At 66.3% G+C, this 21,931-nt stretch carries 16 protein-coding genes; 12 read left to right on the top strand and 4 right to left on the bottom strand.

Annotated elements, in window-relative coordinates; genetic code table 11:
- The first annotated feature begins 35 nt into the window (after positions 1-35).
- The 3 genes from MJ785_RS03695 (at position 36) to MJ785_RS03685 (ending at position 3,287) form a co-directional block, all read left to right on the top strand.
- Positions 36-1,025 (top strand): SCO1664 family protein, encoded by a 990-nt coding sequence (locus MJ785_RS03695; protein WP_239380035.1) that lies wholly within the window; start codon positions 36-38, stop codon positions 1,023-1,025.
- A 139-nt stretch (positions 1,026-1,164) separates the two neighbouring features.
- Positions 1,165-2,421 (top strand): cysteine--1-D-myo-inosityl 2-amino-2-deoxy-alpha-D-glucopyranoside ligase, encoded by a 1,257-nt coding sequence (mshC, locus tag MJ785_RS03690; RefSeq protein WP_239311266.1) that lies wholly within the window; start codon positions 1,165-1,167, stop codon positions 2,419-2,421.
- The gene (locus tag MJ785_RS03685) at positions 2,421-3,287 is read left to right on the top strand and encodes a hypothetical protein (protein ID WP_239311267.1); all 867 of its coding nucleotides are present in this window, start codon (positions 2,421-2,423) and stop codon (positions 3,285-3,287) included. The genes mshC and MJ785_RS03685 overlap by 1 nt, the downstream gene beginning before the upstream one ends.
- Here MJ785_RS03685 and MJ785_RS03680 read toward each other — a convergent pair whose 3' ends face one another.
- Positions 3,288-4,130 carry a PAC2 family protein gene (locus tag MJ785_RS03680; protein WP_239311268.1) on the bottom strand — a complete coding sequence of 281 codons (843 nt, stop codon included), beginning with the start codon at positions 4,128-4,130 and terminating at the stop codon, positions 3,288-3,290.
- 206 nt (positions 4,131-4,336) lie between these two features.
- Between MJ785_RS03680 and metH the strand changes: the two genes are divergently transcribed.
- The 9 genes from metH to MJ785_RS03635 all read left to right on the top strand — a co-directional run bounded on the left by metH (position 4,337) and on the right by MJ785_RS03635 (position 17,028).
- Positions 4,337-7,903: a methionine synthase gene (gene metH / locus MJ785_RS03675; RefSeq protein ID WP_239404972.1), complete on the top strand. Its 3,567-nt coding sequence runs from the start codon at positions 4,337-4,339 to the stop codon at positions 7,901-7,903.
- A 32-nt stretch (positions 7,904-7,935) separates the two neighbouring features.
- Positions 7,936-8,649: an HAD family phosphatase gene (locus MJ785_RS03670; RefSeq protein WP_239346637.1), complete on the top strand. Its 714-nt coding sequence runs from the start codon at positions 7,936-7,938 to the stop codon at positions 8,647-8,649.
- A gap of 42 nt (positions 8,650-8,691) precedes the next feature.
- Positions 8,692-9,660 carry a DUF5995 family protein gene (locus MJ785_RS03665; RefSeq protein WP_239311271.1) on the top strand — a complete coding sequence of 323 codons (969 nt, stop codon included), beginning with the start codon at positions 8,692-8,694 and terminating at the stop codon, positions 9,658-9,660.
- 261 nt (positions 9,661-9,921) lie between these two features.
- A complete protein-coding gene (locus tag MJ785_RS03660) occupies positions 9,922-11,793 on the top strand; it encodes a PAS domain-containing protein (protein ID WP_239380034.1) in 1,872 nt (623 codons plus the stop codon).
- 415 nt (positions 11,794-12,208) lie between these two features.
- Entirely contained in the window at positions 12,209-13,192 is a 984-nt protein-coding gene (locus MJ785_RS03655; protein ID WP_239380033.1) for an iron-containing redox enzyme family protein, read from the top strand.
- Complete coding sequence (locus MJ785_RS03650; RefSeq protein ID WP_239312252.1) at positions 13,189-14,760, top strand: fatty acid desaturase; 1,572 nt, start codon at positions 13,189-13,191, stop codon at positions 14,758-14,760. Before MJ785_RS03655 ends, MJ785_RS03650 begins: the two co-directional genes overlap by 4 nt.
- The gene (locus MJ785_RS03645; RefSeq protein WP_239380032.1) at positions 14,760-15,500 is read left to right on the top strand and encodes a 2OG-Fe dioxygenase family protein; all 741 of its coding nucleotides are present in this window, start codon (positions 14,760-14,762) and stop codon (positions 15,498-15,500) included. Before MJ785_RS03650 ends, MJ785_RS03645 begins: the two co-directional genes overlap by 1 nt.
- Positions 15,501-15,505: 5 nt before the next feature.
- Positions 15,506-16,006, top strand: a complete 501-nt coding sequence (locus MJ785_RS03640; RefSeq protein WP_239312258.1) for a GNAT family N-acetyltransferase — start codon at positions 15,506-15,508, stop codon at positions 16,004-16,006.
- A gap of 155 nt (positions 16,007-16,161) precedes the next feature.
- Positions 16,162-17,028 (top strand): ThiF family adenylyltransferase, encoded by an 867-nt coding sequence (locus tag MJ785_RS03635; protein WP_239312261.1) that lies wholly within the window; start codon positions 16,162-16,164, stop codon positions 17,026-17,028.
- A 125-nt stretch (positions 17,029-17,153) separates the two neighbouring features.
- Here MJ785_RS03635 and MJ785_RS03630 read toward each other — a convergent pair whose 3' ends face one another.
- The 3 genes from MJ785_RS03630 to MJ785_RS03620 all read right to left on the bottom strand — a co-directional run bounded on the left by MJ785_RS03630 (position 17,154) and on the right by MJ785_RS03620 (position 21,860).
- Positions 17,154-19,694 (bottom strand): ABC transporter permease, encoded by a 2,541-nt coding sequence (locus MJ785_RS03630; protein ID WP_239380031.1) that lies wholly within the window; start codon positions 19,692-19,694, stop codon positions 17,154-17,156.
- Between the two features lie 3 nt (positions 19,695-19,697).
- Entirely contained in the window at positions 19,698-20,663 is a 966-nt protein-coding gene (locus MJ785_RS03625; protein WP_239312265.1) for an ABC transporter ATP-binding protein, read from the bottom strand.
- 258 nt (positions 20,664-20,921) lie between these two features.
- The gene (locus tag MJ785_RS03620; protein WP_239380030.1) at positions 20,922-21,860 is read right to left on the bottom strand and encodes a PD-(D/E)XK nuclease family protein; all 939 of its coding nucleotides are present in this window, start codon (positions 21,858-21,860) and stop codon (positions 20,922-20,924) included.
- Positions 21,861-21,931 lie beyond the last annotated feature (71 nt).

Below are 21,931 nucleotides of genomic sequence, written 5' to 3'. Positions count from 1 at the left end.
GCGGGGGACATGAGCGGGCGGCGAGACTAAGAGACGTGAGTGAGTCTGTTTCCGGCATTGCGCCCGATGAACGTCCGCCGCTCGAGCCGACTGACGCGGGGGGGCTCGACGCGGCCGGCGCTCTCGCGCTCCTGTGTGCCGGCGCGATAACCGTCACGGGCCGCTTGGTCGACGCCAGTAACGCGACCCTGTACTGCGAGATCAGCCACGATGGTGTCGTCGGGCACTGCGTCTACAAGCCGGTCCGTGGCGAGCGGGCGTTGTGGGACTTTCCCGACGGGACGCTCGCCGGCCGTGAGCAGGCCGCCTATCTGGTCTCCGAGGCGACCGGCGCGGGGATTGTGCCACCCACGGTGCTGCGGGACGGCCCTTTCGGCGCGGGCATGGTCCAGCTGTGGATCGATACTGACGAGACCGTCGACCTGGTCGCGCTGACCCGCTCTGATGATCCTCAGCTACGGGCGATCGCGCTGTTCGACGCCGTGGTCAACAACGCCGACCGCAAAGGCAGTCACCTGCTGCCTGGCCCGTCCGGCCGGATCTACGGCATCGACCACGGAGTGACCTTTCATGCCGAGAACAAGTTGCGCACGCTGTTGTGGACGTGGCGGGGGCAGCGGCTGCGCGCCGACGAGCTGGAACTGCTGACCCGCCTGCGAGTGGCGCTCAGTGCCTCGGGAGCGGAGCCGCCTGGCCAAAGGCGACGCGATAATGATCTTCCCGCGTCGCCGGAGGCCCCAGAAACAGAGCCATATGGCCAAAGGCGACGCGATAATGATCCTCCCGCGTCGCCGGAGGCCCCAGAAACAGAGCCATATGGCCAAAGGCGACGCGATAATGATCCTCCCGCGTCGCCGGAGGCCCCAGAAGCGGAGCCGCCTGGCCGGCTCGCGACGGCGCTCGTCGGCCTGCTCACGCAAACGGAGATCGAGAGCCTGCGCGCGCGGATCGAGCGGCTGCTGACCGAACGCCGCTTTCCGGTCCCGTCCGGCGACTGGCCGCCTATCCCCTGGCCGCCGTTCTGAGCGGCTCCGGCAAGAGGACTGTCCAGGCGGCGCCTCGCGATCCACGCGCCCCAGCCCCGCTCTTGATCCACGTTCTTCTTGCCGGTCGCTCTTATGGCAATTGGGCCCGTCTGACACGGACCCAGCTACGCTGACACGCATGCAATCCTGGCCGGCCCCCGCACGCTCTCGGCTTCCCGGCCGAGGATTCCCGCTCCGGGTTTTCGACACGGCCACCGGATCGGTGCGCCCGCTCGCGGCCGGGCCGACAGCCCGTATGTACGTCTGTGGGATCACCCCGTACGACGCGACGCATCTCGGGCACGCGTTCACCTACCTTACCTACGATCTCCTTGCGCGGGTCCTCCTGGACGCCGGCCACGACGTTCGCTATGTCCAGAACGTCACCGACGTCGATGACCCGCTGTTCGAACGCGCCAGGCGGGACAACCAGGACTGGCGGGAGATCGCCCGAAGCCAGATCGACCTGTTCCGGACGGACATGGCCGCGCTGCGCATCCTGCCACCAACGGCATATGTGGGAGCGGTCGAGTCGATTCCGCTGGTCATCGAACTCATCGAGAAACTGCGCGGCCGTGACGCCACCTACGAGGTGGACCGGGACATCTATTTCCCGATCGGGGCGGCTCCCCATTTCGGCGAGATCTCCCATCTGAGCCACGACATGATGGTCGACCGGGCGGCCGGCAATGGTGGCGATCCCGGCCGCCCCGGCAAGCGGAATCCGCTCGACCCCCTGCTGTGGCGGGCGGAGCGCCCTGGTGAGCCGGCATGGCCGTCGCCGTTCGGGCCGGGCAGGCCGGGCTGGCACATCGAGTGCGCCGCGATCGCCCTGGCCCATCTGGGGGAGCGGATCGACATCCAGGGCGGTGGTACGGACCTGATGTTTCCGCACCACGAATGCGGCGTTGCCCACGCGGAGGTGGCCAGCGGTGTCCGGCCGTTCGCGCGTACCCATGTGCACACCGCCATGGTCCACCTTGACGGTCACAAGATGTCGAAGTCGAGAGGGAACCTGGAGTTCGTGTCCCGGCTGCTGGTCCGTGGCGTGCCACCGGCGGTGATCCGGATCGCGCTCCTCGGCCACCGGCACACGGCCGAGTGGGAGTGGGCTCCCTCGCTCCTGGGCCTCGCCCGCGAGCGGCTGGTTCGCTGGCAAGCCGCGATCGGTCACGAGCGTGGCCCGGATACCCGGCCGCTGCTCGACGACGTGCGCCGGCACCTGGCCGATGACCTCGACGCGCCGTCCGCCGTCGCCGCTGTCGACCGCTGGGCGGGCGCCGCGCTCAGCACGGGAGGCGATGACCCGCAGGCCCCCGCTCTGGCGCATGCAATCATCGACTCGTTACTCGGGGTGGACGTTGAGCCGATCATGGCTGGAGGAAGTTCAGTTTGATGGGTGCCGACTACCGCCGGGCCGACACCGGCACCGACGCCGAACGGCCGAGGTTCGATGAGGTGGCGCGGGGTTATGATCCACGTCAGGTTGAGGAGTACCTGGCCACGCTGTGGCGGTATGCCAGCCAGGTGACGCGGCGGGCGGCTGCGGCCGAGGCGGCGCTGCAGGCTGACCGCCGCCGCCGCGAGGACGAGACGCGCCTGCCTGACCGCTTCGCCGCGCAGGCAGGCGGGCGGATCGGTCTCATGCTGACCATCGCCCAGCAGGAAGCAGACGAGATCGTCACAGGCGCCCGCAGCATCGCGGAGCAGGCGCTGGAGGAGGCGGTCGAGGACGCCGCCGCCAACCACCCGATCGTACGCAAGGCTCGTGAGCAAGCGGACAAACTGCTCCTCGACGCGGTCGAGGAGTCACGCCAGCGTGCCCGGCAACGCTGCGAGGAGATCGAGACGCAGATCGAGCGGGTGTCGGGAATCCTCGAGGGGCTACGGCACCAGCAGGGCGAGGTGCTCGGCGCGCTGCTGCGCGTGCGGAGCCTGATGGGCTCCGGTGAGATCGACCGTGCGGTCATGGACCTGGCTCGCGCCGGGACGACGGCCGCTACCGGGCCCGCGCAGCCGTCCGAGCAACCCGGAGCATATATGCCGACGGAGGTGCACAGCGCGGACCAAGGCGTGACGTACAGTCATAGCGCCCATGAACCCGTGGCGCATAAGCATCCGGCCGGCGGCTCGGCACCGGAGGCGGCCGGGGGCGGTGCCGGAGCCAGCTTCTTCATCCGGGCATCGACTACAGCGAGTAGCACCCGGCCGGCGTACCGCGGCGAAGACGACATCATCGATGCTGAGATCGTCGAGGAGTAGTCACTGGCCCCGCCGCCGCAGGTACCGTTCGAACTCACGGGCGATCGCGTCCCCGCTGGCTTCCGGCAGCTCGGTCTCGGGCTCCCTCGACTCCAGCGCGCGGACGTATTCGGCAACCTCGCTGTCGCCCGCGGCGAGCTCATCCACCTGGCGTTCCCACGCCCGGGCCCGCTCGGCCAGGTCACCCAGAGGGATCTCCATGTCCAGCAGGTCCTCGACCCGCCGTAGCAGGGCCAGCGTCGCCTTCGGGCACGGCGGGTTCGCCACGTAATGGGGGACAGCGGCCCAGAAGGACACCGACGCGAGCTCGGCGCGGGCACATGCCTCCGCGAACACCCCGACGATGCCCGTGGCGCCTTCGTACTTCGACGGCTCCAGCCGGAGACGGGCAGCGGTGGCCGGGTCCCCGGCGGTGCCGCTGATCGGCACCGGGCGGGTGTGCGGAGAATCCGCGAGCAACGCGCCGAGGCTGATCACCATCTCGCTGCCGAGCGCGTGGACCGCCTCGATCAGCTCCTCGGTGAAACCCCGCCAGCGCATGTTCGGCTCGAGACCACGGATCAGGACCAGATCGTTGTCACCACGGTCGAGACGGGCGACCGACAGGCGTGTCGTCGGCCAGGAGATCTTGCGCGACGCGCCGTCGATCCCACTCACCGTGGGACGGTTGACCTGGAAGTCATAGTAGTCATCCGGATCAATGGCACCGATCACCGTCGCGTCGAATGCCGATTCCAGATGTTCGACAGCCGCGGACGACGCGTCCGCGGCATCGTTCCACCCCTCGAAGGCAGCCACTACGATCGGCGACCTTAGCTGCCCGACACCGGAGAACTCGATCACCTGCCACCTCCTGCCGCCCCGCGGCGGCCCACTGCCCCCGTGACAGTGCAACGGTACGTCCTACGTTGGTACGTGCCGGTGGTTCCTTGCGACCCGCTGTCCCAGCAATACCCGCTGCCCGGCCCGGCCCGCCTCGCCCCGCCGGGCGACAGGCCGCGACCGCGCCGGCCACATGGCTGGTAATCCGGACAAACCCGATGATGGCCATGAGTCACCAGCGCGATCGGCACGGGCACTACCGGTACGCTTTCCTGGTGCGAGAAGACCTGCTGTCCGCCTTGGCTGAGCGTGTGCTGGTAGCTGACGGCGCCATGGGAACGATGCTGCAGGCCGCTGATCTCAGCCTCGACGATTTCGAGAACCACGAGGGCTGTAACGAGATTCTGAACGTGACCCGTCCAGATGTGGTGCGGGCAGTACACGACGCCTACTTCGCTGTCGGGTGTGACGCAGTCGAGACGAACACGTTCGGAGCTAACCTCGCCAATCTCGGAGAGTACGGCATCGCTGACCGTATCGGGGAACTGGCCGAGACCGGCGCCCGGATCGCCCGTGAAGCCGCCGACTTCTGGAGCACGGCCGGCCATCCCCGGTTCGTCCTCGGCTCGGTGGGCCCTGGGACGAAGCTGCCCACGCTGGGACACATCACGTTCCCACCGCTGCGGGACGCCTATCAGCGGCAGGTCGCCGGGTTACTCGCGGGGGGCGTCGACGCCGTCCTGGTGGAGACCGCGCAGGACCTCCTGCAGGCAAAAGCGGCGATCATCGGGGCGCGCCGCGCGATGGCCGCCGCCGGCCGGCAGGTCGCCCTCATCGCGCAGGTCACCGTGGAACTGACCGGGACGATGCTGCTCGGTTCAGAGATCGCCGCCGCGCTCACGGCGCTTGAGCCGCTCGGCATCGACCTGATCGGTCTGAACTGCGCGACCGGGCCGGCCGAGATGAGCGAACACCTGCGTCACCTGGCCCAGCACGCCCGGGCCGGGCTCTCGGTCATGCCGAACGCCGGTCTGCCGGTGCTCGGCCGCGACGGCGCCACCTACCCGCTGACCCCGGCCGAGCTCGCGGACGCGCTGGACACCTTCACCCGTGACTACGGCGCCGTGCTGGTCGGCGGCTGCTGCGGGACCACGCCCGAACACCTGCGCCAGGTCGTCGAGCGGCTCTCCGGCCGGGGCGTGGCCCCACGGCGGCCAGCCCCTGAAGCCGCCGCGGCATCGCTGTACCAGGCTGTGCCGCTGCGCCAGGACACCTCGGTGCTGATGGTGGGCGAACGCACCAACACCAACGGTTCCAGGGCCTTCCGCGAGGCGTTGATCGACGGCCGATGGGACGACATCATCGAGATCGCCCGCACCGCCATCCGCGAGGGCGCACACATGATCGACGTCTGTGTCGACTACGTCGGCAGGGACGGCAGCATCGACATGCGGGAGGTCGCCGGCCGCTACGCCACCGCATCCACACTGCCGGTGATGCTCGACTCCACCGAGCCCGCGGTTATCGAGGCGGGGCTGGAATGCCTCGGCGGGCGCTCGGTGGTGAACTCGGTCAACTTCGAGGACGGCGCGGGGCCAGGGTCCCGCATCGCCACCGTCATGCCGATCATTCGCGAACACGGCGCGGCCGTTGTGGCGCTGTGTATCGACGAGGAGGGCCAGGCCCGCACGGTCGAGTGGAAGGTGCGGGTGGCCGAACGTCTGATCACCTACCTGACCGGGCAGTGGGGGATGCGCGAGTCCGACATCCTCATCGACGCGTTGACCTTCACCCTCGGCACTGGGCAGGAGGAGTCACGCGGTGACGGAGTCGCCACCATCGACGCGATCCGCGAGATCAAACGGCGCCACCCCGACGTGCAAACCATCCTCGGGCTGTCCAACATCTCCTTCGGTCTGAAGCCGGCCGCCCGGGTGGTGCTCAACTCGGTGTTCCTGGCCGAGTGCGTCGACGCCGGGCTGGACGCGGCGATCGTGCACGCCTCAAAGATCCTGCCGATGTCACGCATCCCGGATGAGCAGCGTGCGGTCGCGCTCGATCTGGTCTACGACCGGCGTCGGGACGGCTACAACCCGCTGACCAGCTTTCTGGACCTGTTCGCCGGTGTCGACAGCGGCGGAGACGGGCCGAGCCGGGCCGAGGAACTGGCCGCCCTGCCGCTGGACGAGCGGCTCAAGCAGCGGATCATCGATGGTGAGCGGACCGGCCTGGAAGCCGATCTCGACGAGGCGATGCGGTCGCGCGACCCATTGGCGATCATCAATGACACCCTGCTCGACGGCATGAAGGTCGTCGGCGACCTGTTCGGCTCCGGCCAGATGCAGCTGCCGTTCGTCCTGCAGTCCGCGGAGGTCATGAAGGCCGCGGTCGCCCACCTCGAGCCGCACATGGAGAAGACCGACAGCCGCGGCAAGGGCACGCTGGTACTGGCCACGGTCAAGGGCGACGTCCACGACATCGGCAAGAACCTGGTGGACATCATCCTGTCGAACAACGGTTACACCGTGATCAATCTTGGGATCAAACAGCCGATCAGCGCGATCCTGGACGCGGCGGCGGAGCACGCCGCCGACGCCATCGGCATGTCCGGGCTGTTGGTGAAGTCAACCGTGGTCATGAAGGAGAACCTCGCGGAGATGAACGCCCGCGGGGTGGCGGCCACCTGGCCGGTGCTGCTCGGTGGTGCCGCGCTCACCCGTGCCTACGTCGAGGCGGACCTGGCCCAGCTGTACGAGGGCGACGTCCGTTACGCCCGGGACGCCTTCGAGGGACTGGCCCTCATGGACACGATCATGGCGGCCAAACGGGGCGAGGCGCCGCCACTCGCGGACGACCCGCACCTGGCGCACCGCCGCGCCCGCCGGGAGCGCACCGAACGGATCAAGGCCACGCGGGCCGCGGCCCGCGGGGGAGAGCCCGTGGCCGAGCTGCCGCCCCGCTCGGACGTGGCCACCGACAACCCCATACCGGTGCCGCCGTTCTGGGGGGACCGGATCGTCAGGGGCATCCCGCTGGCCGACTACGCCTCCTTCCTGGACGAGCGGGCGACCTTCCTCGGCCAGTGGGGGCTGCGCGGCACCCGTGGCGGCGAAGGAGCGTCCTACGAGGAGCTGGTGGAGACCGAGGGACGTCCTCGGCTGCGGATGTGGCTGGACCGCATCGCCTCCGAGCGGATGCTGGAGGCCGCCGTCGTGTACGGCTATTTCCCGTGCGTCAGCAAGGGTGAGGACCTGATCGTCCTGTCCGGCGACGGTACGGAGCGGGCCCGTTTCGCCTTCCCTCGCCAGCGTCGGGACCGCCGGTTGTGCCTGGCTGACTTCTACCGGCCGGAGGAGTCCGGCGAGGTGGACGTCGTCCCGTTCATGATTGTGACGATGGGGAGACGGATCAGTGAGGTCGCGGCCGAGCTGTTCGCCGCCAACTCCTACCGCGAGTACCTGGAGCTGCACGGGCTCTCGGTCCAGCTCACCGAGGCGCTGACCGAGTACTGGCACAAGCGGGTCCGGGCCGAGCTGCTGCTGCCGGATGGCACACCCACCGGTGCCGCCGACGCGGGCGAGCTGGCCGCCGTCTTCCGGCAGGGCTACCGCGGGTCCCGCTACTCCTTCGGCTACCCGGCCTGCCCCGACCTGGAGCAGCAGGCCGGGGTGTTCGAGCTGCTGCGGCCGGGACGGGTCGGCGTGGCGCTGTCCGAGGAGTTCCAGCTCGTGCCGGAACAGTCCACCTCCGCGATCATCGCGCACCATCCCGAGGCAAAGTACTTCGCGGCCTGACACGGCCTGACACGACCTGATATTCAGGTCAGATGAACGTTGACGATGGTGTTGCGGCCGTCCTGTTCGACATGGACGGCCTGCTGGTCGACACCGAGCCGCTGTGGACGGTGGCCGAGCACGAGCTGGCGGAACGCCTCGGCGCCCGGTTCACCCCCGAGATCAAGGCCGCGATGATCGGGCACGGCGTCGACACCGCCCTGCCGCTGATGCTGTCGATGCTCGGAGTGCCCGACGCCGACCCGCACGCGGCCGCCCGCTTCCTGATCGAGCGGACCGCCGAGCTGCTTGGTGAGCCCGACCGGATCGTCCCGATGCCGGGTTCCATCGCGCTGCTGGACACGCTGGCTGGCGCGGGGATCCCGACCGCGCTGGTGTCGTCGTCGTTCCGCGTGCTGATGGATCCCGTCCTCGCCGTGATCGGCCTGGACCGGTTCGCGGTGACGGTCGCCGGGGACGAGGTGAGCCTGCGCAAGCCGCATCCCGAGCCGTACCTGACGGCGGCCGGGCTGCTGGGTGTGGCACCACACCGCTGTGTGGTCCTCGAGGACAGCGAGGCCGGCGCCCGTGCCGGCATCGACGCGGGCTGCGCGACCGTTCTCGTCCCGTCGTTCCCGATGGCCGCGCCGTCAGTGGTCACCGCCCGGTCGACCGTGCTGTCGAGTCTGCACGAAGTCACCGTGGGCCTGCTCGGCGGGCTGGTCGCGCCGCCAGCTGGAAAATCACGACTTTTTATGGACAAATAATCCTATACTTGATCCATGCTGTCCTTACCTCGCTTAACGGATATGGCGACCGGTTTCCGCGCGCTCGCCCTCGCGATATTCACGATCGGGCTGCTCCCGCTCGCCCTGGTCGCGACCATACTGCCAGCCGCCCGGCCCGCCGCGGCCTTGACGGTGGGGCCGGTGGACATAAGCGGTTCCGCGCCGATTCTTGTCAACACGCCGGCACTGCTGCCAGCGCTTCCGATCCCCTACACATCGCCGCACCCGACCGCCTGCGCGGATGGCAGCCTCAGCTGCGTCGACACCACAATAAGCAATATGATTAATCGATTCACGCCGCTGGCCGCTGGATGCGCCCACAGCGCCGTCTTCTCGCTCGCCTATCTGCGTACGACCGAGGAATACCGGCGAGCCGCGGCCCAGCCCGGATTCTTCGCCGACGTCGCCTATGTGACCACCGAGGACACAATGTTCGCGGGGGAGTACTTCGACGCCTACGACGCCTGGGCCCGCGGCGACATCGCACAGGTGCCACGCGCGTGGCAGATCGCCTTCGATGCCGCGGACACCTCCGCGGTGTCCGGTGCCGGTGACCTTCTTCTTGGCATGAACGCCCATGTCAACCGCGATCTGCCATATGTACTGGCCGCGCTGGGCCTGGTCACGCCGGATGGCGCGAGCCGCAAACCAGATCATGACAAGGTCAACGTCTTCCTCAACCAGGTCGTGGAACCGCTGCTGGACGAACTGGCGGCCCGGTTCGACCCGTCGACCAACGATCTGTCCACTCCGCTCGGGATCAGCTGGACGGCGCTCATGCAGATTCTGGAGACATGGCGAGAGTCCGCGTGGACGAACGCCGAGCGGCTCGTCAGAGCGCAGACTCCGCAGGACTGGGCAACCGTGGCCAATCAGATCGAGGCCACGGCGGCGACGACAGCCGCCACCGTCAAGGCGACCTACGCGTACCATCCGCCCCTGACCAGCAGCACCAGCCGCGATTCCTACTGCGCCGTCCATCACGGCTGACCCCGTCGCTCTGGGCTGATTGCGCTGCCTGGCTGGTTGCGACACCTGGTGCACGGGGGTGGGACACGCAGTTGCGCGGATGTCGGAGAATCCGTGTAGAGGTCCGTATGACATGGGGGACGGTGTTGCGCAGTGTCTGTCTTAAATCAGTCCGGATCGAATCACTCCGCGGAGGCGGGTGACATAGGTGACCGTGGCGGAGCCGCGATCGGTCAGGGCCACACCACCGAACAGGCCACGGCTCCTCCGCTGTTGGACAGCTTGAGTGAGGTTGTGTTCCGGACCGACGCGCAGGGCCGCTGGACCTACCTCAATCAGGCCTGGACGACGCTGACCGGGTTCGAGATCGAGGCCAGCCTCGGCACCGGTTTCCTGGAGTACGTCCATCCAGACGAAGTGGAGCACACCATCGCGCTGTTCATGGCGGTGGTCGAGGGCGGAGCCGATCACTGCCATCATGAGACCCGGTACCGCACCCGGGACGGAAGCTACCGGTGGGTGCAGATACGGGCCAGCGTTCAGCGCGGCCCCGACGGCGAAGTGATCGGCAACGTCGGGACGATCATAGACACCACCGGCGCTCGAGCCGGCTCGGTGGCGATCGGTGAGCACAATGCCATGCTGGAGCTGGTCTCCCAGAATCTCCGGCTCGACGGGGTGCCGGTAGGGGTGATCATCTATGATCATACCCTGCGGATAGCGCGCAGCTCCCTGGTGGTCAACCAGCTTCTTGGTGTCCCGCAGGATTGCGGCGACCCGCTCCAGCAGCTCGTTGACCTCCTGCGGCCGAGCGACAACAAGGGGCAGACGCTGGGGGGCGACTGGGGGATGGTTGCGGTCGCGCTGCAAACCAGCATGCCTCAACTCGGTGACTTCGACCTGATCCACGGTGCTGGAACAGGCCGGTCACTGCGGCTGTCAGTGATCCCGTTCTCCTATCAGGAGAAGATCGCGCTGGCAGTCATCTTCTCGGACGTCAGCGACCTGCGCAGGGCTGAGCGCCACCAGGCGGGTCTGGCTCTGCTGGGTCAGCACGCGCTGTCCGGTCTCGATCTGCCGGCCCTGCTCGTCAAGGCCGGCGAACTGGTCACGTCGACCCTGGATGTCACGCTGTGCGATCTCCTCGAAACTGAGGAGGCCGCGGACGGCGAAGCCAGGATGACCGCCCGGGTATCCCTCGGCCGGCCAGCGGGCGCGCGATCCCTCGGCTCATTGCCAGCTGCCCCGACATCACTGCTTGGCCAGATCCTCAGCGGGGATCAGCCATTGCTGATCGACAAGTCGGATCCCACGACCCGCGGGAACAGCGAAGACGGGCAGTGGCCGTGGATGGATGGCTGCCGTGCCACCGTCGGGGCTCGTATCGGCCCGGTCGGGCGCGCGTTCGGGGTGCTGGCCGTCCACAGCAGCACGCCACGGCGGTTCATGCTGGACGAAGTGCACTTCGTCCAGGCCGCGGCGAACATGCTCGCGCTGGCCGTCGAGTTGTCCCGCGCTCAGAACGATCGGGAGAGACTCGCGGTTTACGAGGACCGTCACCGTATCGCCCGAGATCTGCACGATGTCGTCATCCAACGGCTGTTCGCGACCGGGCTGCAGCTCCAGGCGGTCGGGAGGGCTGTCGCGGGTGAACCGGGCGTGCGCCTGAGCGGGGCGGTCGAGGAGCTGGATCAAACGATCGACGAGATCCGCCGTACCATCTTCGCGCTGAGTCCGCTGAGCACACACATCGGTGACCTGCGGGCCGAAGTTCAGCGGATCGTCACACAGGCGGAGGCCTACCTGGGCCTGACGCCCATCGTCCGCCTGGAGGGACCGATCGATGACGGCGTGCCCAGGCCGATACATCAGCATCTGCTGGCCGCGCTGCGCGAGGCGCTCGCCAACATCGCCCGCCATGCGCAGGCCGACCACATCGCCGTCCGGGTGAGCGTCAGCAGCGATGACGTCCTGGTCGAGGTCCACGACGACGGACGCGGACCGGGCAGGGCAGCCCGCACTGGCGGTCTCGCGAACCTGTGCCAACGGGCGCTTGGCCTCGGTGGCCGGATGGAGTTCGGGCCGGGGAACAACGGCACCGGAAGCACGCTGACCTGGCAGGTGCCCCTCGCGTGGCAGGCGTCCGAGTCGTAACGCGATTTTTATTCGCACACTTTTTCTTATATAAGAATATTCTTATACTGATTTTTCAGCCAAGAGCCCCGAGCCACCTCCGTACCGCCAACCGGCCACCCCGGCGTGCCCACGTCCGCGTTCCCGCCACGGGATGCGGTCGACAGCCGCCGGGAAAACCCGCGCCCCATCAGCCCGCTGGCACGGTTGTCTGCCAGCGGGCTGATGGTAATGCCGCTGGTCACGGGTTTCTGATGCGTCTGAGACGATTTTCTTCCACTATGGATAGGCACGACAGGGACGTAGTGGGCCGGCGTCCACTGCCTCAGCAAAGGAAGAGCGTCGAACAGGCGCGCATCATCCGGCGTGCCGCGCCAAGGAGGTGAACCGCGTCTGTCTCTGTGCTCGATCAACGCGGATCGGAATGACATTTTTTATGCTAATTGGCTCAGCATTGCCCCGACACACCCTGACCGCGCCGCTAGCCCGGCCCGATGTCATCGAACGTGCATTCCCGACGGCTGGTGACGGTGATCCTGCCAGCCAGCTGGACGTACTACGGCATCTGCATGCCTACTACACGGCTTACCTCGCCGGCGCGCAGGACTTCGAGCGCGTCCCGTGCCTCAACACCGATCCACAGATTCGGGAGATCGAACGGGCCTGGCACACCTCGCGTGAGTCGCGGGTGGACCTGGCGAGGTTACCCCGCTCGGTCGACGAGTTCCAGGAGTGGTTTCTCACCACCGCCAGGAACCACGAGCAGCCCGACTTCTGCCACTACCTCGAGCATGAGGCCAGCCTGCCCGAAATCGCGCTTTTCGTAGCGGCCGAGGAGCTGGTCGACGGCAGATTCGACGATCTGGTCGCCTTGGCCCAGGTAGGTCTTTCAGGCGCGGCAAAGATGACCATCGCGGAGAACTACTGGGACGAGATGGGACGCGGCGATCCGAGCCAGGTCCACACACGCCTGTTCGCCTCTTCCAGCGCCTACATGTCGAGCCTGCTTGCCGCCCACGGCGCCGGCATCGACGATCTGGAGTGCGCCGAAATCTACGAGAACGCCTGCCTGCTGATGTCCTATGGCATCCACCGCCATCTCACCCCGCGTGGCCTGGGCGCGATGGGAGTGCTGGAACAGAGCGCGTCGCCGCGCTTCGAGGCCATGGTCCGCGGTTGTGCTCGGGCCGGCGTGCCGGATACGGCCATCGAATACCAGCGCCTGCACATCCATGTCGACGCGGACCACGGGAAAGAATGGCTTGAGAACGTGCTTCTGGCGCTCGCCGGCACGTCACCGGCGGTCCTTCGGGAGATCTGTCTCGGCGTATGTATCCGGGTCGATGTGGCGGACGCCTATTATCAAATGATCTTAATGAGGATGCGCCGGCTGCGAACGATCATCAAAAGCCTGTCATGAGTGAACACGATGTTCCGGCGGCGCTGCTGGCCCGCACCCTCGTCACCCGGCAGGACGAGATGACCTTTCTGGGGCGCATCTGCGTCGCAGGCATACTCACCTCAATCGGCGGCTGGCTGGCGCTGCGGTCCTCTGTTCTCCCAGCCATGGCCGGCGTGCTGCTGCTCGCGGCGATGATGGTCCACTGGGTCGAGCTGGCGCACCAGTGCCTGCACCACAGCGCGTTCCGGTCGGCCCGTCCGCACCGCCCGGTCGGCATGGCCATGAGCCTGCCCTTCCTGGTCTCCTTCAGTCACTACCGGGTGCGCCACCTCCAGCACCACAAGAATATAGGCACGGCCGCCGACACCGCGTTCTTCGATTTCGACACCCGACAGCACATGACATTTTCATCATTTCTCCGTGAACTCCTCAACTATGGCCGGGTAGTGTCCGTAGCGCGTTCCACAGGGCAGTCACTCAAGGGAGAATGGAGATATTCCGGGGGTCAGATCAGCCCAAAGACGCACCGCTATGTCACGGCCGAGTACCGTATTATCGGTGCTTTCCTCGCTATCCTCGTCATCGCCGTGGCGCTCGGCGGTGGCCAGCTGGTCCTACGGCTGTGGCTGCTACCGTTCCTCCTTGCCACCCCGCTTCATTTCCTCATTGAGCTGCCTGAACACATTTACTGTGACAGCGATTCCAGGAATATTCTACGCAACACTCGTTCGATTACAGGCAGCCGCTTTTCCCGCTGGTTCACCAACAGCAACAACCTACATGTCGAGCATCATCTGGCGATGCTGGTGCCGTTACAGAAACTGTCGCCGCGGCATCCACTCGTCCAAGCCCACGGGACATATGTGCTCACCAGTTACCCAGTCTTCTACCAGAAGTTCCTGCACAGCCTGTCGCTTCGCCGCCGTCAGTCTCAGCAGGCGCCGAGGGAACCAGCTTTCTACCACGCCGGCTCCCTCGAACTGCAGCGCGAGTTCGGCACCGAACGGCTCGCCCAGCACATCGCCGACCGGTACGTGGCACCCGCCCTCTCCACACAGGATGTATCGATCATCGAGGCGGCGGACTGCTTCTACCTGGCCACCGCCGATGCCGACGGGCGGCCGGACTGCTCGTACAAGGGAGGATTTCCTGGTTTCGTGCGGGTAACCGGCCCGCACACCTTCTGCTTTCCTAGCTACGACGGCAACGGAATGTTCCGCAGCCTCGGCAACATCCGGGCCAACCCGGCGGTGGGACTGTTGTTCATCGACCCCGGAAGGCCGGTGAAGCTACGTATCAACGGTGCTGCCAGCGTCCACACCGACCCGGCGCGGACCAGTGAGTTCATCGGCGCGGAAGCGGTCGTCGAAGTCCGTGTACGGAATATCTTCGAGAATTGTCCGCGGTACCTGCACGACCGTGTGACCGGGCAACATTCGAAGCACTGCCCGCGGGAGAACTATCAGCCGCCGGACCCGGAGTGGAAGAAGAAGAGCGAGTACGACGGCATGGTACGGCGTTTCGACGACGCCGGCGCCCCAGCCCTGCCTCATGTCCTCGCAGACCCACCAAGGAGGCCACAATAATGGGACCGGTCCGCTCTGTCACCCGAGAGCTGGGTACGGTCGGTTACGCGCATGGCAGTATCGCCGCCGAGCTCGGGGTCACCGCCACGCCGGGGTCGCCCTGGGACTCCTTCGCACAGTCCTGGAACGACCTGCCCTTCGACCGGTACATGGCCGACCACGGCCGCTACCGGCAGCGTCGATACGCCGAGTTCCACCTCGTTCCGGCCAGCGGCACCGTCGAGCTGCTGCCGCACCGCGCCTACACACAGACCACGACGACGAACTATCTTAACGGCGGGATTGAACGGCTTTTCGCGCCCATGCAAGCCGTAACAGCCAGCAGCCCAGTGCTTCGTACGGCGCTCCGCTGGGCCTGCGGCGAGCTGCAGGCATTGACAGGTCACCCGGCCTGGTTCGCCCAGGTCTTCCAGAACCGGATCATCTGCGGCCCCGGACTCATCGGTAAGCCAACGCCAGAAGGCGCCCACCATGACGGTGTCGACTATGTCCTGACGGTTATGGTCGAACGCCACCAGGTGGTGGGAGGCGTCAGCGTCCTCTACCACGACAGTGATCACAGAAAGCTCCTGGAACTAGCGCTCAGCGAAGCGGGCGGATTTTTGTTCAACAACGACAAAACGACCCTGCACGCCGTTACGCCTATCAACAGCATCTCGCCGCCAACCGAAGGGCATCGGGATGTCCTGATAGCAATTTTTACCCACATGGAAGACGGCAAAATTCCACTGACGGGATGACAAATATGGAGATAAAATTCCAGGATCTGACACACGATGATGAGGACCTGGTCATCGAATTTCTCGTCGAACTCTACCCGACGGTGTCCGAGGCGGTCTTACGTAAGCGCTTCAGCACTATTTCCTCCGCCGGGTGGCACTGCACAGTGGTGCTCGTTGACGGTATGCCGACCGCGCTCGGGGGCTACTGGATACAGACCCGCTTCTGGTGCGGGCGTTACATGTACCTTGATCACTTCGTGACTCACAAATCACAGCGTTCGCTGGGGGTCGGCAGAGCGCTGCTCGACCACCTCCTGCAGCTGGCCCGCGACGAGAACTGCGAAACGGCCTGTTTCGACTCCTTCATCGCCAACGAAAGAGGGCAGAAATTCGGGCATCGTGCTGGCTTCGAAAACGTCGGGCTCCACTTCGTCCTGGACCTCACCAAGCCCACGGCCTTGCCACTGGCAAGCAACACAACCAAGTCCGCGGCCCCACTGTGGGCAGGGAACAGGACGTTCTGAGCTACCTTGCGGATACTCGTTGATCCGTGCATACGGCGCCGCGGACCCGGTGCCGTACCCGCCACGTCAGGCAACGACACTCCACCCGGCGGCCTTGACAAGCGCGTCCCGAACACAACTGTCCACAACCTTCACCTGATGATAAGGCCGAGATCATGACCGATCCGACCGCCACGGCGAACCCCTATGCGCGTGACGTCCTGTTCAGCCGGATGCTGGGAATCATCGACGAGACCGAACTGAAGACCCTGGCCACGAAGACAATCGCGGTGCCGGGCTGTGGCGGTGTCGGTTATACCCATGCCGAGACGCTGGTACGCATGGGGGTCGGCGGGGTGCACATCGCCGATTTCGACACCTTCGGCCCGGAGAATTTCAGCCGCCAGTTCGGCGCCACCGTGCACACGGTGGGAGCACGTAAGGCGGACGTGCTTGAGGAACGTCTCCTGTCCATCAACCCGGAACTACGGATCCGGAAGATCGAGGGCATTTCCAAGAAGACGGTCGACGAGTTCCTCGACGGTGTCGACGTCGTCTGCGATGCCTTGGACTATTTCGTCATCGAGCCACGGATCATGGTCTACGGCGGCGCCCGAGAACGATCGATCCCGGTAGTCATGTCCGGCCCAGTAGGCTACGGCGCGACACACCACTACTTCGACCCCGAGGGCATGGGCTTCGCTGATTTCTTCGACCTCACTCCGGACCTGAGCGAGCAAGAAAAAATCACAAACTTTGGTTTGGGGATCGCGCCGCTGGCACTTCAGGACAGCTACCTGAAAAACTCCGTCATCGACTTCGAGGCCCAGACAGGTGCCGCGGTCAGCAGTGCGTGCCTGCTGGCCACGACGCTCAGTACGACGTCCGCCTTCGCGCTGCTCCTAGGCAAGGAGATGTTCGTCAAACCGGTACCCTATATCTACCATATCGACTATCTCGTCGGACGTTTCGTCGAACATCATCTGACGGGTGGAGTGCGGAAACTGAAGGAACGCATGGCAGCCGGCGACACGCCCGTGTAGAAGCGTCCTGGCCGCAGGCTGCCCTATGACGTCATGCATGTCGGGCAACCCGTGGGATCCTCTGTCTGTGTCATCGCGCCACCGGGGCGCGATGACACAGACAGACAGTCCTCCTGCCGGGCGCGCTAAGTCGTCGCGATTGCCCGCAGGATGTCCATCTTCGCGGCCCGGCGGGCTGGGAAGATGGCCGCGAGGACGCCGAGCAGACCGCCTATGATCACGACGGTGATGATCGTCCCCAGCGGGTAGGCGAACGCGTTGATACCCTGATCCTTGAGGGCAAGGGTCAGCGCCCAGCCGAAGAAACTACCGACGGCGACCCCGAGCACCGCTCCGAACACGGCGATCACCACCGCCTCGAGCCGTACCATCCTGCGTAGCTGGCGTCTGCTCATGCCGACGGCGCGCAACAGCCCGATCTCCCGGGTCCGTTCGATGACGGAGAGAGCCAACGTGTTGACGATCCCGAACAGCGCTATCACGACGGCTAGCGCCAGCAGGACGTAGACGAAGCCCAGCAGCTGGTCGACCTGCTTCTCCTGCTGCCGGACGAACTCGGACTGGTCACGCACCTGCACGTTGGGATACGACCGAGTAACGGAGCTGATTTCATTCCTCACCTGGTCGATTTTCGCGTCCGAAGCAATCCTGACCATGACGAACATGTCGAGGTCGGAATTGTAGTGTCGGCTGAACTCACTCAGGGAGACGAGGTACTTGCCAGCTACCTGGCTTTTCTGGTACGTCCCGGCGAGGGTGAGCATGGTCGGGCCATCCGGGAAAAGTACCGGAACCTGCTGACCGACGGCGAACCCGTCAGCTGTCACGGTGTCACTATCCATGATGATGGTCCCGTTGCCAAGCTTGGTGAGATCCCCGGTCACCTGGTGCAACGCGAGCAGCTGCGGCAGGGCGACCGGGTCACCCGCCAGGAGCGTCGCCTTCTTCCCCTTGATGTCAGCGATGTCCGACCGCAGCCCCGTGACCAGGTCGATACCCGGCCTGCCCCGCAGGGAACGGGCTATCTCGGGGCTGAACCCCTGGCCGAAGCCCGAACCAGCCAGGTAGAAGTCCGCACCGAGACTGTTACTGACCGTTTCTTTGACTGAATACTTGATAGATGCGCCGAGTACCGAGAAAGCGCTGACCAGCGCAAGGCCGATCATCAGCGCGGATGCCGTCGAGGCGCTGCGGCGCGGGTTACGCATCGCGTTCTCGCGGCCGAGGCGGCCGGTAGCACCGAACACAAGGGGGAGGGGAGCGCCGATGAACCTGGTGATGGGCCTGGCAAGCAGCGGAGAGAGGGTGGCGATACCGAGGAAGCACAATCCAGCACCGATGCCGACCAGCGCGGCCCCGGACTTCCCGGTGACAGCGGTCAGCCCGTATACGAGAAGAAGCGCGCCGATCCCGCTCAGGGCGCACCCAGCCATGCCACGGATACGCAGGGAACGCGTGGGCAGGACGAAGGTCTCGCGCATCGCGGCCACCGGCGGGACCGACGCGGCTTTACGCGCGGGAATGAAGGCGGCGACCGCCGTGACGACAATTCCGACAGCATAGGCGACGATCACTGTTCGGGGCCGGAAAACCAGCCCTCCGCTGGGCAGCGACACCCCGAACGCCGCGATCGCCACTCGCAGCAGAAGGGCCAGCACCGCACCGAGCAGCAGCCCGGCAGTCGCGCCGACGAACCCGACGACGCCCGCCTCAAACTGGACCGAAAGCCGTACCTGGCGCCGGTTTGCGCCCAGCGCCCGCAGCAACGCAAGCTCCCGGACCCGTTGGGCCACCAGCATCGTGAAGGTATTGAAAATGATGAAGGCACCCACGAAAACCGAGATTCCCGCGAACACCAGCAAAAACGTGGAGAAACCGCCGACGGCTTTTTGTACCGCGTTCGCGTTCTCATCGGCGAGCTGTTTGCCCGTGATCGCCTCGACGCCCGCGGGCAGGACCCTGGCGATCCGATCGCGAAGCTCGGTCTGGGACAGCCCGGCGACGGCGGCGACTCTGATCGAGGTGAACTCGTCCGGAGCCAGCAGCACGCGCTGCGCGGTGGGGGTGTCGAAGGCGATCACCGTAGCACCGCCGACGCTGTCCTGCCCGGACACCCGAAACGTCCCGACCAGGGTGTAGACGGCGGGCGTGCCCTTGGTCAGCACCGTCACCTGGTCGCCGATCACCAGCCCCGCCTTGTCCGCGCTGCCCTTGTCCACGACGATCTCCTGGCCGTGCGGCTCCCGGCCCGAGGCGATGTCGACCGCGGACAGCGGCGTGCCACCATCCCAGCTGGTGCCGATCCCAGGCGCGCCGCCGGTATCACGGACCTTGCCGGTGCGGGGGTTGACGAACACGGCTGTTCCGTCAACATCGCCGATGGCCGCCCGGACACCCGGCACGCCTTTGATCACTTCCAGTAGGGAGCTGGGAACGGGCCGGTTGGGGCTGTTCCCAGCGGAATCATCGTCCACTGCGTTGATCGTCCGAACCGACACGCTGATGTTCTTGGTGACGTTGGCGAACAGCGTGTCGAAGGTGTGGTTGAGGGTGTCGGTGAGCACCAGCGTGCCGGTGACGAAACTGACCCCAGCCACGACCGCAAGGGCGGACAACATCAATCGGAGCTTGCGGGCCAGCAGGATCTTAAGGGTGGTACGCAACATTGTTCAGGCCCTGCCCGCTGGTCCGTGGCCGGTACTTCCGTCCAGGGCCGCCGGTTCCCCATCCGGCCAGGCCTGCCCCGCGGCCTGGTCCACAGCTTGGTCCGCCCGGCCATCCTCCCCCATATCGGCCTTCTGCTGGAGCTGGTCGAGGCGTTTCATCCGCTCAAGAACGCTTTCGGCGGTCGGGTCCGGCATCGAGTCGACAAGTTTTCCGTCAGCGAGGAAGACAACCTCGTCGGCGAAGGAAGCCGCGGTGGGATCGTGGGTGACCATCACGACGGTCTGCTTGAGATCACGCACGGAACGCTGGAGGAACGACAGCACCTCAGCTCCGGACCTGGAGTCCAGATTGCCGGTGGGCTCATCCGCGAAGATGATATCCGGCCGGGTGACCAGCGCGCGGGCGCACGCGACCCGCTGCTGCTGGCCGCCGGACAACTCGGACGGGCGATGTCCCAGGCGTGGCGCGAGGCCGATCGCATCGATCACCTGCCGCATCCATGCCTGGTCGGGCCTGCGGCCCGCGATGTCGAGGGGAAGCGTGATGTTCTCCGCGGCGGTCAGTGTCGGCAGCAGGTTGAACTGCTGGAACACAAAGCCGATGCGGTCACGGCGAAGGTGGGTGAGCTGCTTGTCCGACAACCGGGACAGATCCACATCACCGACGAAGACCTGGCCTCGGGTCACGGTGTCAAGGCCTGCCAGGCAGTGCATCAGAGTCGATTTCCCCGACCCGGACGGCCCCATGATCGCGGTGAACCGCCCGCGGGGAAAAGAGACATCGATGTCACGCAGCGCGGTGACCGCGGTCTGCCCGGATCCATAGATCTTGACCAGCCCGGCGGCCCGCGCCGCGGGAACCACCTCCGTTCCCGTACCGAGCCCGCCGTGGGCCGGATTCGAGGAGGCCACCGGCCTGGCGGAAGGAGCGGACGGATCAGTGCCGGAAGCCCGGCCCGCTCGGCTCATGAAAAAAGCTCCCTTCGAAAGCCACGGTGACGCCACCTTTGGCCGATTATGCGCAAGATTCTGTCCGGTGGATCATCAATACCACCGCGATACCGCCGTCCCCGGTACTGTCCCATCCGCGCCCGCCCGTCCTGTCAGCCGCTTCACCGCTGCTCTGGCAGAGGTGGATCCGCATTGTCGGCAGACGGCAGAAGAACCGAAGATTCGCCTGCCGCGGACTTCAGTGAATCCCCGCCGAGCGTCGCTGTCCCCCCACTGTCAGCCAGCTGCCTCAGACACCGTCGGCGCGGGTTCATGGGCGCCCGCGCCGCCCTCGCTCTCGGATGCGGGCAGCGGTGGTGGCGTGCCGCCGAACGCCGGGCACCGGGCCTTGTGATCACACCAATCGCACAGTCTGCTCGGGGTTGCCCGCCAGTCACCTGTATGGCGTGCCCGGCTGATCGCCGACCACAGCGCGCCTATCTTCCGTTCGGTCGCCCGCAAGTCCGCCTCATCGGGGGCGACCCGCAGCCAGGTGCGGTCTGCCAGGTAGTAAAGCCGCAGTTCACGAGGGACCACACCGCGGATCCGCCAGACCAGGTAGGCGTAGAATTTCAGCTGGAACAACGCCGAGCCCTCAAACGCCTGCCCCGGCGCGCGCCCGGTCTTGTAGTCGATGACCCGTAGCGCCACCCCGTCCGGGGTCGTCGCCTCGTCGAGCCGGTCGATATATCCGTGCAGGCGTACTCCGGAATCGAGCACGTGCTCGATGTAGAGCTCCCGGGCGGCCGGCGCCAGGCGGGCCGGATCCTCCAGGCTGAAGTACCCGGCCAGCAGCGCCCGGGCCGAATCCATCCACACCGCCCGCTCGGCGTCGTCTGTGAACAAGCCGGCGAGTTCTGGTTCCCGAGTGAGCAGATCACGCCAGGCCGGCTCCAGCAGCGCCTCGGCCGTGGTGATCGTGCGACCGGGAGGGGGATGATCGAACAGCCGTTCCAGCACGGAGTGGACGACCGTTCCGCGCACCGCGGCCGAGCTCGGGGGTTCGGGCAGCCGGTCGATCACGCGAAACCGGTAACGCAGCGGGCAGTTCATGAAGTCACCCGCCCGCGAGGGCGAAAGCGAACCGACGACGCGGACCTGATCCGGCGAAGAATGATCATATGGAGACGGAGTCTGCCCACCGGATGTGCCGGCAGCCCCCGTGGAAGGCTTCATGGCTGTGGACCATAAGCCGCCGCTCCGACAATCTCGCCGACGCCTTGGGCGGCAGCCCGCTCAGCCGGGGT

Origin of the sequence: Protofrankia sp. CiT1 (assembly GCF_917627335.1) — a bacterium.
Classification (GTDB): Bacteria; Actinomycetota; Actinomycetes; order Frankiales; family Frankiaceae; genus Protofrankia.
The sequence above is the reverse complement of the archived record's forward strand: the minus strand, read 5'-3'. Positions and strand labels throughout refer to the sequence as shown.